Origin of the sequence: Novosphingobium sp. 9U (assembly GCF_902506425.1) — a bacterium.
Classification (GTDB): domain Bacteria; phylum Pseudomonadota; class Alphaproteobacteria; order Sphingomonadales; family Sphingomonadaceae; genus Novosphingobium.
Window position 1 is genome coordinate 150,098 of sequence record NZ_LR732504.1, and the last position, 12,451, is coordinate 162,548.

Annotated in this window: 14 protein-coding genes and 1 riboswitch; of the genes, 8 read left to right on the top strand and 6 right to left on the bottom strand. The window is 67.3% G+C overall.

Annotated features, from left to right (window positions below):
• Nucleotides 1-19: 19 nt before the first annotated feature.
• From GV044_RS17345 to thiC, 4 genes are all read right to left on the bottom strand, one after another.
• Nucleotides 20-376: a hypothetical protein gene (locus GV044_RS17345; RefSeq protein ID WP_159873191.1), complete on the bottom strand. Its 357-nt coding sequence runs from the start codon at nt 374-376 to the stop codon at nt 20-22.
• Nucleotides 377-400: 24 nt separating this feature from the next.
• Complete coding sequence (locus GV044_RS17350) at nt 401-790, bottom strand: DUF4440 domain-containing protein (RefSeq protein WP_159873193.1); 390 nt, start codon at nt 788-790, stop codon at nt 401-403.
• A gap of 185 nt (nt 791-975) precedes the next feature.
• Nucleotides 976-1,104 (bottom strand): hypothetical protein, encoded by a 129-nt coding sequence (locus GV044_RS22610; protein ID WP_256377295.1) that lies wholly within the window; start codon nt 1,102-1,104, stop codon nt 976-978.
• A gap of 155 nt (nt 1,105-1,259) precedes the next feature.
• The gene (thiC, locus tag GV044_RS17355; RefSeq protein WP_159873195.1) at nt 1,260-3,122 is read right to left on the bottom strand and encodes a phosphomethylpyrimidine synthase ThiC; all 1,863 of its coding nucleotides are present in this window, start codon (nt 3,120-3,122) and stop codon (nt 1,260-1,262) included.
• A gap of 35 nt (nt 3,123-3,157) precedes the next feature.
• Nucleotides 3,158-3,268, bottom strand: a riboswitch (TPP riboswitch).
• Between the two features lie 43 nt (nt 3,269-3,311).
• Between thiC and GV044_RS17360 the strand changes: the two genes are divergently transcribed.
• The 4 genes from GV044_RS17360 (at nt 3,312) to GV044_RS17375 (ending at nt 6,598) form a co-directional block, all read left to right on the top strand.
• Nucleotides 3,312-3,938, top strand: coding sequence for an SOS response-associated peptidase family protein (locus tag GV044_RS17360; protein WP_236555060.1), 627 nt, complete (start codon nt 3,312-3,314; stop codon nt 3,936-3,938).
• 100 nt (nt 3,939-4,038) lie between these two features.
• Complete coding sequence (locus tag GV044_RS17365; RefSeq protein WP_159873197.1) at nt 4,039-4,497, top strand: DUF2231 domain-containing protein; 459 nt, start codon at nt 4,039-4,041, stop codon at nt 4,495-4,497.
• A complete protein-coding gene (locus GV044_RS17370; protein ID WP_159873199.1) occupies nt 4,497-5,858 on the top strand; it encodes a sorbosone dehydrogenase family protein in 1,362 nt (453 codons plus the stop codon). Before GV044_RS17365 ends, GV044_RS17370 begins: the two co-directional genes overlap by 1 nt.
• A 149-nt stretch (nt 5,859-6,007) precedes the next feature.
• The gene (locus tag GV044_RS17375; RefSeq protein ID WP_371741642.1) at nt 6,008-6,598 is read left to right on the top strand and encodes a uracil-DNA glycosylase family protein; all 591 of its coding nucleotides are present in this window, start codon (nt 6,008-6,010) and stop codon (nt 6,596-6,598) included.
• Between the two features lie 72 nt (nt 6,599-6,670).
• Here the strand turns inward: GV044_RS17375 and GV044_RS17380 are convergent, their stop codons facing one another.
• Nucleotides 6,671-7,510 (bottom strand): MipA/OmpV family protein, encoded by an 840-nt coding sequence (locus tag GV044_RS17380; protein ID WP_159873203.1) that lies wholly within the window; start codon nt 7,508-7,510, stop codon nt 6,671-6,673.
• A gap of 87 nt (nt 7,511-7,597) precedes the next feature.
• Nucleotides 7,598-8,137 carry a GNAT family N-acetyltransferase gene (locus GV044_RS17385; RefSeq protein WP_159873205.1) on the bottom strand — a complete coding sequence of 180 codons (540 nt, stop codon included), beginning with the start codon at nt 8,135-8,137 and terminating at the stop codon, nt 7,598-7,600.
• A gap of 75 nt (nt 8,138-8,212) precedes the next feature.
• On the opposite strand from GV044_RS17385, the gene crtY reads away from it, so the two are divergent.
• From crtY to GV044_RS17405, 4 genes are read left to right on the top strand one after another with little or no spacing between them, the layout of a single operon-like run.
• On the top strand, nt 8,213-9,400 hold the full coding sequence (crtY, locus tag GV044_RS17390; protein WP_159873207.1) for a lycopene beta-cyclase CrtY: 1,188 nt from the start codon (nt 8,213-8,215) through the stop codon (nt 9,398-9,400).
• Nucleotides 9,397-10,875, top strand: a complete 1,479-nt coding sequence (locus tag GV044_RS17395) for a phytoene desaturase (RefSeq protein ID WP_159873209.1) — start codon at nt 9,397-9,399, stop codon at nt 10,873-10,875. The genes crtY and GV044_RS17395 overlap by 4 nt, the downstream gene beginning before the upstream one ends.
• The gene (locus tag GV044_RS17400; RefSeq protein ID WP_159873211.1) at nt 10,872-11,450 is read left to right on the top strand and encodes a TIGR00730 family Rossman fold protein; all 579 of its coding nucleotides are present in this window, start codon (nt 10,872-10,874) and stop codon (nt 11,448-11,450) included. Before GV044_RS17395 ends, GV044_RS17400 begins: the two co-directional genes overlap by 4 nt.
• The gene (locus GV044_RS17405) at nt 11,447-12,400 is read left to right on the top strand and encodes a phytoene/squalene synthase family protein (protein WP_159873213.1); all 954 of its coding nucleotides are present in this window, start codon (nt 11,447-11,449) and stop codon (nt 12,398-12,400) included. Before GV044_RS17400 ends, GV044_RS17405 begins: the two co-directional genes overlap by 4 nt.
• Nucleotides 12,401-12,451 lie beyond the last annotated feature (51 nt).

Sequence of the window (12,451 nt, forward strand, 5' to 3'; positions counted from 1 at the left end):
TCTTCACAGGCTGCGACCGTCATGTGGCATCTTCGGAAGACGCTGTTGAGTTGTTCGAAGGAGCAAACGTGATTTTCGCCCAAGGTATCGGACAGCCCACATCCAATTCGCGTTGCGTGCTTCTGTGTAGAATAGCCGCCATACAGCGCGCGGCTTTGAGGACACTTTTGCGAGCATCCCGCGCCTTGACTAGAGCATCGATAAGATCTTCGTGCACCTGCTGTACCTTGTCCGCCGGTAAACCTGATCCACGCAATCCCGCGACGGCATCGGCAAAGGTTCGCAAGGTAGTTTCCGTGGCGCTATCAAGACTGTCGACGGTATCTCGAACGCCCTGAGCAACGACCAAGACCGCGCCTTCAGTCAAATCGTACATACATTTGCCCCTTCTGAGTTCGTATCAAGCCATCGTGACAAACACTTCCGCCTCGATCACCCACTCGCCTGCGACTTCGCGCCACTTGGCGGCGTAAGTGCCGGTAGCGGCGGCATCGCCGTCGGAAGCCAGGGCATCCCAGCTGCCGTGTTCCATGGCGATCGGGGCGAGGGTGGAGACGTCGAAGGTCTCGGGGCTGCGGACGTAGATGTCGCGGGTCGGGGCGGCGAACTCGCGGCGCCAGACTTTCACTTGGGCGAGGCGGCCGGCGATCACGGCGCTGTCGGTGCCGGTGAGCATCACGCAGTCGCGGGCGAGCAAGGGGCCGATGGCGGCCAGGTCGCCTTGTGCGATGGCGCGGTTGAACAGGGCGCGACGGGCGCGGATGGCGAGTTCGGTGGCGGCGGGGTTCATGCTTGCGGTTGTGCGATGGCGCGGCGGCGCGGGCAAGCGCGAGGGCTTTGGCCGGCGCGAGGGTGACGGTGTGGGGAGCGCGAGGGCAGTGGCCCTCGCATCTCTTTGCTTCGCCTTGTGTCGCCTGCCCCTCCACTTCTCGCTACGCGAGCGGTCCCCCTCCCCGAGACGAGCTCGGGGAGGATCTAGGCGGCGTGGTCGCGGAACCAGGCGGTGAGTTCGTCTTCGCTGAGTTCGCCGGCGCCGAGGGACAGAACGGTTCGGATCGGCTCTTGCGGATCGAAGTTGAGCGTCACGCTGTCCCGGGCAGGCACGGATCCATCTCCTGAGCTCGCGTAACACGAACCACCCGGAGATGGATTTCCGCCTTTCGCGGGAATGACGAAGGAGGGCGGAATGACGCGGACCCATCCCTGAGGAGTGCAGTTGGAGAGGGCGGCAAGTGCGCGCCGCCCTCCCCCTTTCCGCCTCAGTCGTGCTCGCGGTTGCCGGCGCCGACGTAGAGTTCGCGGCCGCCTTCCTCGTACTTGGCGCTCATTGCCTTCATGCCGGCTTCGGCTTCTTCTTCGGAGGCGATGAAGGTCTGGACCGGCTGGTTCTGCTTGGCGGCGAAGTCGCGCACTTCCTGGCTGATCTTCATCGAGCAGAACTTGGGGCCGCACATCGAGCAGAAGTGCGCGGACTTGGCGCCTTCGGCCGGCAGCGTCTGGTCGTGGTACTTCTCCGCCGTGTCCGGATCGAGTGACAGGTTGAACTGGTCGCGCCAGCGGAACTCGAAGCGCGCCTTGCTCAGCGCATCGTCGCGGACTTGTGCGGCCGGGTGGCCCTTGGCGAGGTCGGCGGCGTGGGCGGCGAGCTTGTAGGTGACCACGCCGACCTTCACGTCGTCACGGTCGGGCAGGCCGAGGTGCTCCTTGGGCGTGACGTAGCAGAGCATCGCGGTGCCGTACCAGCCGATCTGGGCGGCGCCGATGCCGCTGGTGATGTGGTCGTAGCCGGGCGCGATGTCGGTGGTGAGCGGCCCGAGTGTGTAGAACGGCGCTTCGCCGCACGCCTCGAGCTGCTTTTCCATGTTCTCCTTGATCTTGTGCATCGGCACGTGGCCGGGGCCCTCGATCATGACCTGCACGTCCTGCGCCCAGGCGCGCTTGGTCAGTTCGCCGAGGGTGTAGAGCTCGGCGAACTGGGCCTCGTCGTTGGCGTCGTAGATCGAGCCCGGGCGCAGGCCGTCGCCCAGCGAGTAGGCGACGTCGTAGGCCTTCATGATCTCGGTGATCTCGTCGAAGCGCTCGTAGAGGAAGCTCTCCTTGTGGTGCGCGAGGCACCACTTGGCCATGATCGAGCCGCCGCGGCTGACGATGCCGGTCATCCGCTTGGCGGCGAGGGGCACGTAGGGCAGGCGCACGCCGGCGTGGATGGTAAAGTAGTCGACGCCCTGCTCGGCCTGCTCGATCAGGGTGTCGGCGAAGATCTCCCAGGTGAGGTCTTCCGCCACGCCGCCGACCTTCTCCAGCGCCTGATAGATGGGCACGGTGCCGATCGGCACGGGGCTGTTGCGGATGATCCACTCACGCGTGTCATGGATGTTGCGGCCGGTGCTGAGGTCCATGACGGTGTCGGCGCCCCAGCGGATCGACCAGACCATCTTGTCGACTTCGGATGCGACGTCGGACGCAACGGCGGAGTTGCCGATGTTGGCGTTGATCTTGACCAGGAAGTTGCGGCCGATCGCCATCGGCTCGCATTCGGGGTGGTTGACGTTTGACGGGATGATGGCGCGGCCGCGGGCGACCTCGTCGCGCACGAATTCGGGCGTGACGTAGTCGGGGATGGAGGCGCCGAAGCTTTCGCCGTCGCGCTTGTATTCGGCGAGGCGGGCGCGACCCAGGTTCTCACGCTCGGCGACGTATTCCATCTCAGGCGTGATGATGCCGCGGCGGGCGTAGTGCATCTGGCTGAGGTTCATGCCGGGCTTCGCGCGCAAGGGGCGGCGCAACGCGGTGGGGAACGGGGGCACGCCGCCGGAACGGTCGGGGCCGAGCTGGCCGTTGTCCTCCGGCTTCACCTCGCGCGGGGCGTACTCCTCGACGTCGCCGCGCGCGAGCTGCCAGGGGCGGCGCAAGGGGGCGAGGCCGGAGGCGATGTCGATCCGCGCGTCAGGGTCGGTGTAGGGGCCGCTGGTGTCGTAGACGCGCACGGGCGGCTCGCCGCTGCCGGGCTCCAGGTGGATCTCGCGCATCGCCACGCCGAGCGGGCCGACGTGGATCTTCTTGGAGCCGCGGATCGGGCCGGTGGTGACGCCGATTTCCAGCTTGCTGTTGATGTCGGCCATGCGCGCTCCTCGGATTGGCGGATCGGAGCGGATTGCGGGCGGGCCCGTCCAACTCCCTCCGCCCGTGCTAACGGGTTCAGGTTCGACGGGTCGTGAGGAGCATACCCTCACCTCTCAGCCAGCTGCTGGCTCCCCGGTGGTGCTGCGGATGATAGACTGCGCCGAGCCATGCGTCTAGCGGGCCTTGCGATGACGATGCTCTATCGCCTCGACGCTCCCGCTCGTGATGTGGCGCGTACCTTCGGTGCGGACGAACGCGAGGGTCCGTGGGCGGGCGGACACGTAGCGCCGGGCGGCTTCGCGCCGGTGATCACGGCGGGGCGCGAGTTCATCGCCGGGCCACGGCCCGACGTGAAGGCGCCCCGGCGCATGGTGCCGCGGCTTTGGGGCGTGCCGCCGCCGCCCTCGGCGATGGAGGCCAGGCCAGTGCTCTCGGTCCGCAACGTCGACAGCCCGTTCTGGATCGGCAACTTGCGCAATGCCGAGTTCCGCTGCCTGGTCCCGGCGACGGCGTTTATGGAGTGGGGAAAGGGTACCGACAGGGACGGCAAGCGCGTACGCCACTGGTTCGCCTGCGCCGACCAGCCGGTCTTCGCCCTCGCCGGCGTGTGGAAGGACAGCGAAGTCCCCAGCTTCGCGCTGCTCACTTGCGAGCCGAATGCGGCGCTACGGGCGGTCGGACGGGATGCCATGCCGGTGATCCTGCCGGCGGATCGTGCGGCACAGGACGTGTGGCTGCGTGGCGGATGGGACCGCGCAGAGGGTTTGCTGGTGCCGTACCCGTCTTCACTCATGCTGGAGCGCGAGACGAGCTGAACGGATTACGGCGAGGCACGGCCTCGTTAAATATCAGCCACTTCGGGAACTGTCCCTGCCACCACTCGTAGTTCTGGCAGCTTGCATTGAGGACACGACGATGGCCAGGAGCTCTGCTACCAACGCACCCCGGCTGATCGGGCCCAGGCTCCTCGGACCCAGAGCGCATCCGCTTTATCCGGCGCTGCTGCCGATCCCGATCATCTGCTTCCTCGGCGCGCTGCTGACCGATCTGGCCTACATCGCCAGCGCGCAGATGATGTGGCTGGATTTCTCGTCGTGGCTCCTGCTCGCCGGACTGGTCGGCGGCGGCTTGGCTGGGGCGTTGTTGATCGTCGAGCTGGTTCGGGCGCGTGATCGGCGCGCGCTTTCGGCGCACTTCGTGTTCCTGCTGGCAGCGTGGATCGTCGAAGTCTTCAACTCCTTCATCCATGGTCGTGATGGCTGGACCGCCGTCGTACCGACCGGGTTGTTCCTGTCCATGCTTGCAACCGTGCTCGCACTGATCGCCGGATGGTTCTGGCAATCCGCCACTCGGCGCTCGGCGGAGATCGTGTGATGACGCGCAGCCTGATAGCCACCCTTGCGCTCCTTCCCCTTGCCGCATGCGGAAGCGGCCAGACGATCGACCCGAACAGCCAGTTCGGCGCCAATCCCGTCCTCCCCGCACCACACGAGCAGCTCGTCGCCGATGTCGGCGTGTTCGACACGGTGGGCTGGCAGCGCGGAGAGACACCCAGCGTCCCGGCCGGCTTCCAGATCGCAGCGGTTGCGCAAGGGCTTTCCAACCCGCGCAACGTGCTTCCGCTGCCCAACGGCGACATCCTGATCGTCGAATCGCGCAACGATGGCAGCGAGCCGGTGCAACGGCCCAAGGACCCGATCCGCGACTGGATCATGGCAAAGGCGCACTCACAGACCAAGAGCGGCGAGGGTCCTCCGGCAAGCAACCGGATCACCCTGGTGCGCGATGCGAATGGCGATGGCCGGCCCGAAGCGCGCTCGGTGCTGGTCAACCATCTGAATGCGCCGTTCGGCGTCGCGGTGCTCGATGGCTCTCTGTTCGTCGCGAACACCGATGCGATCATGCGCTACCCGTTCGTGCCCGGCCAAACCCGGATCACCGCGCCCGGAACGAAGCTCGTCGATCTGCCCGCCGGAGCGATCAACCATCACTGGACCAAGAGCCTGACCGCCAGCCCGGACGGCTCACGGCTTTTCGTCAGCGTGGGATCGAACAGCAATGCCATGGAGCGCGGGGTCGACGCCGAGCGAGACCGGGCGGCGATCCTTGAAGTCGATCCGCGCACGGGTCTGATCAAGCCTTACGCGACCGGTTTGCGCAACCCGAATGGACTGACGTTCTACCCCGGATCGAACACCTTGTGGACGGTGGTCAACGAGCGCGACGAGTTGGGGCCAAACCTCGTCCCCGACTACATGACATCGGTGCGGCCGGGCGGGTTCTATGGCTGGCCCTACAGCTATTATGGCCAACACGTCGACCCGCGCGTGCGGCCGCAGCGGCCCGATCTCGTCGCCCGAGCGATCCAGCCCGATTACGCATTGAGTTCGCACGTCGCGGCGCTTGGCCTGACCTTCTACACTGGCGCGAACTTTCCCGCGGCATTTCGAGGTGGTGCATTCGTCGGCGAGCATGGAAGTTGGAACCGCACCGACCCGCACGGCTACAAAGTGGCGTTCATAGCCTTTCGCGGCGGCCGCCCGACCGGCATTCCGCAGGACTTCGTCACCGGTTTCCTCAAGGACGGCAAGGCGCGCGGGCGGCCTGTCGGGGTGGCGGTCGATCGTACCGGTGCGCTGCTCGTCGCCGATGACGTCGGGAATACCGTGTGGCGGGTGAGCTATGCGAACAACCGGGTGGGCGCCCCCAGCGTCCCGCCAGCGTCGGCGCGGTAGGCGGCTTGCCATAGCTCGATGCGGCGTTCCGCAGCTGGAGTGTTGGCTTGCGCATTGCGGCTGGTAGCGGAGCGGTCCGAAGGCCGACTACGTCCCGGCATCTCGCATCTCGTCTTGCGGGCGGCCCTCTCGCGTCACATCTGCCTTTGGTGACGACCGATCCCCTCGACACCCTGCTCGCCGAAATCCGCGCCTGCCGTGCCTGCTCCGGCGTGCTCGCACATGAGCCGCGGCCGTTCGTGGCGGGGTCCTCCACCGCGCGATTGCTGATCATCGGGCAGGCACCGGGAAGCAAGGTGCATGCGAGCGGGATCGGCTGGAACGACGACAGCGGCGACCGCCTGCGCGACTGGCTGGGGATCGACAAGGCCGTGTTCTATGACACGTCGCGCGTGGCGCAGATGCCGAGCGGGTTCTGCTATCCGGGTAAGGGTGACGGCGGCGACTTGCCGCCACGGCCCGAGTGCGCGCCTCGGTGGCATGGGCGCATGCTGGCCGGGTTGCCGCAGGTTCGGCTGACCTTGCTGGTCGGGATGCATGCGCAGAAACGCTATCTGCCCAAGGGGTTCGCGCCCAACATGACCGAGGCGGTCCGGCGCTGGCGCGAGGCGCCGGCAGGGTTGTTTCCGCTGCCGCATCCCGCCTGGCGCAGCCGGATGTGGATGGCGAGGAACCCGTGGTTCGAGGCGGAGGTGCTGCCGGAGTTGCGGGCGCGGGTGGCTGAGGTGATTTTTGGATGAGATGGGCTAGCTTATGCCCGTGCCGTTCCACCCCGACTTTGTCGGCGGTGGAGGGCTTTCTCTCGCCTCAGCTCAGAACGTGTAGGCTAGGCCCAGACCACCGATCCACTGGTCCGCATCGCCACGGATGCGCGTGTAGGGCGTGTCCTTGCCGTCGTTCAGCATCTTGGAATACGAGCCGAGCGCGAAGACCGCGAGGCCGCCGTTGAGCAAGTCGCCGTCGAGGTCGTAGGCGCCGAGCACGCCGAAGCTGACGCTGTCCCAGCCCTTCTTGGCGCCGTAGATCGGCAACCCGCTGGCCGCGCTCTGGCCCGGGTTGACCGAGTAGTAGTAGCGGTTGAACTTGCCGTCGCCGTGGTGCGCGCTGGCGTTCAGCGTCACCAGCGAGCCCTTGCTGAGCGGCGTGGTGTAGGTCAGGTTCGGCGTCCAGACCATGCCCTTGTAGGCGCCGGCAACGTCCCAGCGTGCGTCGACCGACAGGGTGAGCGAATCGTAGGGGTTGGTCAGCTTGTAGGCGGTGACGCCGGCTGTGACGCCCAGCTCCACGGCATCGTCGAGCTTGCCGGCGCGCTTCACCACGTTGTCCTTGATGCCGCGCGCGCGGTTGCCGGAATACGTGGCGACCGGGCCAAGCGAGAAGCCGAAGCCGCTGTCGCGGTTGTCGGGGATGAAGTCGAGCGCGACACCGCCAGCGCGCGGGTTGATGTCGATCCCCTTGAACGTGCCCTGGATCACCGGGATCGGCGAGACGCTGTAATCGTCCGAGCCGCGGTAGCTGGGCATATAGACGCCGCCGACGCCGATGGTGATACGGTCGGCATCGAGCGCCGACGGATCGGTCGCGTCCTGCGCGAAGGCAGGTGCGGAGGCGAGCGCGGCGGTGAGGCCGCCGAGGAGAGCGAGCTTACGCATTGGTGAGGAACCCCTGTGTTTTGCCCGCTGAACGCGCAGGACGTGTCTGCGTTGCACTGCGGCATGCCTCAGCTAAGTAAAAGCTGCTCAAGTGTGTCCTTCGGGCAACGTTTCGTTCCCGGCACCCAGCTTGCGCTGCATCATGAACACGTCGGTCCACTGCCCATGCTTCCACCCGGCGCCGGTGAGCGTGCCGCAGGGCAGGTAGCCGGCGCGCGCGTGGAGCACGACGGACGCCGGCTCCGTCCCCGCAATCAGCGCGAAGGCCTGGCGATAGCCGCGGTCCTCGCAAGCGGCGAGGAGCGCGTTGATCAGCATGGTGCCGATGCCGCGGCCCAGCGCATCGTTGCGCACGAAGATGTGCGTCTCGCAGCTATAGAGGTAACCCGCGCGCGGGCCGAACCGCTCGGCATAAGCAAAACCGAGCACGCGATCTTCGGCATCGCGCACGACCAGCCAGGGATAACCCCCGCCCAGGATCTTGGCGATGCGCCCGGCCATGACTTGTGCATCCGGCGGCTCGGTTTCGAAGCTGGCGGCGCTTTCGAGAACATAGTGCGCGTAGATCTCGGCGATGGCCGCGGCATCCCCCTCGCACGCATCGCAAATGGTCAGCTCATCGGTCATCGAAGTGAAACATGCCCCAAAGCTCTTCCCGCGCCAAGTTGCGGTCGAGCATCCCCGTCCCTAAACGTGCCAGTGATGAGCGCGCCGTCAACCGATATTGCGATCCTGGGCGGCGGCCTGGCCGGTGGGCTGATCGCCCTGGCGCTCGCCACACGTCGGCCAGAGCTGCGGGTGACCGTGTTCGAGGCAGGCGAGCGGTGCGGCGGCGACCACGTGTGGTCCTACTTCGCCAGCGACGTGGGCGACGGCGCGGACCTGCTCGAACCGCTCGTCGCAGCGCGCTGGGACGGATACCTGGTGCGCTTCCCCAAGCGCCAGCGATCCCTGCGCACGCCCTATCGCAGCGTGACCAGCGAACGGCTTGACCTGGTGCTGCGCGCGACCCTGCCCGAGGGAGCGCTGCTGACCGGCGCCACTGTCACGCAAGTCGCCGCCGACCGGGTCACCTTGGCCGACGGGCGCAGCTTCACGACCGGCGCCGTGATCGACGCGCGCGGCGCGGCCGGGCTGGCGCACATGGTGGGTGGTTGGCAGAAGTTCGCCGGGCAGATGCTGCGGTTGAAGGTCCCGCACGGCCTGACGCACCCGATCGTGATGGACGCAAGCGTCGCGCAAGCTGACGGCTATCGCTTCGTCTATGCCCTGCCCTTCACGTCGGATGCGGTCTTCGTCGAGGACACGTACTATTCGGATAGCCCGTCGCTCGACCTGCCGGTGCTGCGCCAGCGCATCGCCGCCTACGCCGCCGCGCAGGACTGGCGAGTGGAGGCGATCGAGTACGAGGAGACGGGCGTGCTGCCGGTTGTGGCCGATGGCGACTTCGACGCGTTCTGGAGCGCAGGCGAGCAGCCGGGCATCGCCCGTGCCGGTGCCCGCGCCGGGCTGCTTCACCCTCTGACCAGCTACTCGCTGCCGATCGCACTGCGCCTTGCCGTGCACCTTTGCACTCTCGACAAGCTCTCGGGCGAGGCCGTAGAGAGGGCCTGTCATGCATGGGCACGCGAGCACTGGCGCCAGGGGCGCTTCTACCGGATGCTGACTGCGATGCTGTTCGGCGCCGCGGTGCCGGATCAGCGCTACAAGGTTCTGGAGCGGTTCTACGGCCTTCCCGAGCCGCTGATCGAGCGCTTCTACGCCGGACGATCGAGCTCAGCCGACATGCTGCGCATCCTTGCAGGCAAGCCGCCGGTGCCGATCGGCGCAGCGGTAGCCAGCTTGCGAGGGAAGGGGCGACCGCTTGCCCCGCTAGGAGACTCACGATGAAGCGCGCCTGTGTCATCGGCTCCGGGTTCGGCGGGCTCGCGCTCGCCATTCGCCTGCAGTCCGCCGGGATCGCCACCACCTTGCTGGAGGCGCGCGACAAGGTTGGCGGCCGCGGCTACGTGTGGGAGCGCGAAGGCTTCACCTTCGATGCGGGGCCGACCGTGGTCACCGATCCGGACTGCCTGAAGGAGCTGTGGGCGCTGTCCGGCCACGACATGGCCGACGACGTCACGCTGATGCCGGTCATGCCGTTCTACCGCCTCAACTGGCCCGACGGCACCACCTTCGACTATTCCAACGACGACGCCTCGATGCGGCGCGAGTTCGCCCGCGTCGCGCCCGACGACATTGCCGGGTACGAGGACTTCCTCGCCTACTCGGCCGGGGTCTACCAGGAAGGCTACGTCAAGCTGGGGCACACGCCGTTCCTGGACTTCTCCAGTATGATCAAGGCCGCGCCGGCGCTGGCCCGCTATCAGGCGTGGCGCTCGGTCTATTCAATGGTCTCGCACTTCATCAAGAGCGAGCACTTGCGCCAGGCGCTCTCGTTCCACACGCTGCTGGTGGGCGGCAATCCGATGACCACCAGCGCGATCTACGCCCTGATCCACAAGCTGGAAAAGGACGGCGGCGTGTGGTGGACCAAGGGCGGCACCAACCAGCTGGCGCAAGGCATGGCCCGGCTTTTCGAGCGGCTTGGCGGCACCGTGCGCCTCTCCGACAAGGTGGTGCAGATCCACACCGTCGGCGACCGCGCGACCGAAGTCGAGACGCAGAGCGGCTGGCGCGAACGGTTCGATGCGGTTGCCTCCAACGGGGATATCGTCCACACCTATCGCGATCTGCTGAGCGACAACTGGCGCGGTGTCGACATGGCCAAGAAGCTGGCGAAGAAGCGCTTCTCGCCCAGCCTCTTCGTGGTGCATTTCGGGGTGGAGGGTACCTGGCCGGGCATCCCGCACCACATGATCCTGTTCGGCCCGCGCTACAAAGGCCTGCTCGACGACATCTACGCGCACGGCGTGCTGCCGCAGGATTTCTCGATCTACCTGCACCACCCGACGGTGACCGATCCCGGCATGGCGCCGCCCGGCAAGAGCACGTTCTACGCGCTGGTGCCGGTGGCGCACATGGGCAAGCTGCCGGTCAACTGGGACGAAGTCGGCCCGGTGCTGGCCGAGCGGATCATCGACGAGGTCGGCCGTCGCCTGATCCCCGACATCCGCGACCGCATCGTCACGCAGTTCCACTACGCCCCGCCGGACTTCGCGACCGACCTGCAGGCGCACCTGGGCAGCGCGTTCAGCCTCGAGCCGATCCTGACGCAAAGCGCCTGGTTCCGCGGCCACAACCGCGACGACAAGCTGAAGAACGTCTACCTCGCCGGCGCCGGCACACACCCGGGCGCAGGCATTCCCGGCGTCGTCGGCAGCGCCAAGGCGACGGCCAAGCTGATGTTGGAGGATCTACAGTGAAACGCCTTGCCGTCTATTGCGGCTCCGCCACGCCCGCCGACCCGCGCTACGTCCAGTTGGCCAGCGACGTCGGCACTGCCTTGGCCAAGCAAGGCATCGGCGTCGTCTACGGCGGCGGCAAGCTGGGGTTGATGGGCGCGGTTGCCGGCTCCGCGATGCTGGCAGGCGGCGAAGTGATCGGCGTCATTCCGCAGGCTCTGGTGCGCGGCGAAGTAGCCAACTACGATTGCGAACTCACCATCGTCGCCGACATGCACGAGCGCAAGGCCGCCTTCACACGCCTGTCCGACGGCTTCCTGGTGCTGCCCGGCGGCGTCGGCACCATGGACGAGCTGTGGGAAGCGGTCAGCTGGGCGCAGCTGGGCTATCACCACAAGCCCGTGGGCGTGCTCAACGCCTTCGGCTTCTACGACGGGCTGCTCGCCTTCAACCGGCACATGGCCGAAGTCGGCTTCGTCCGTCCAGCACACCAGGGCATCCTCCTGGCCGACACCGAACTCAATCCGCTGCTCGAACGCATGCGCGACCACCAGCCGCCGCAGACGATCACGACGATGGACCCTGCCACCTTGTGACCGGACCATCGCGCGAGGACCTGGTCGAGGCCGCGCGCCAGTCGATCCGCAAGGGCTCGGCCAGTTTCCGCGCCGCCAGCCGCCTGTTCGACAGGACCACGCGCGAGCGGGTGTGGATGCTCTACGCCTGGTGCCGCGCGTGCGACGACCTGGCCGACGACCAGGACCACGGAGGTGCCCTGGGCCCGCAGCTCAACCCCGAAGCGCGGCTCGCCACCATCCGCACCCTGACCGAACTCGCGTTCGCCGGCGAGCAGACGGGCAACCCCGCGTTCGACGCGCTCGGCCAGCTTGCGCGCGAAGTGCCGCTGACCCGCGCCATGGCCGACGACGTGATCGCCGGCTTCGCACTCGACGCCGCCGACTGGCGCCCGCGGTCGGAGACCGACATGCTGCGCTACTGCTACCATGTCGCCGGCGCGGTGGGTGTGATGATGGCCTGCGTCATGGGCGTGCCCGAAGGCGACGAGGACACGCTGGACCGTGCCTGCGACCTCGGCCTGGCGTTCCAGCTCAACAACATCGTGCGCGACGTGCTGGAGGACGACGCCGCCGACCGCCGCTACCTGCCGGTCGAATGGACGGTCGAGGAAGACGTGCCGATGGGCGAGCTGACCAAGCCGCACTATCGCGCCCAGCTGGTCCGCATCGTCGCGCGTACGTGCGATCTGGCCGGCCAGTACGAGGCTTCCGCAAGGGTCGGCGCCGCGCGCCTGCGGTTCCGCCAGCGTTGGGCGATCCTGGCGGCCGCCAACATCTACGGCGCGATCGGGCGCAAGGTGGTGGAGCGCGGCGCCCACGCCTGGGACCATCGCGTGCGCACCTCCAAAAGCGAAAAGCTGAAGCTGGTCGCGGCCGCCGGGTGGGAGGCGCTGCGCGCCCCGCCGGTCGCGGCGAGAGGGCCGAAGCCGTCGCGGCGCGAGTTGGCTGACCTGGCGCGGGGCGGCTGAAAGCACTGCGCTCGTCTCCCCGCCTGCGAGAGGATCAAGGCTTGGCTCGGC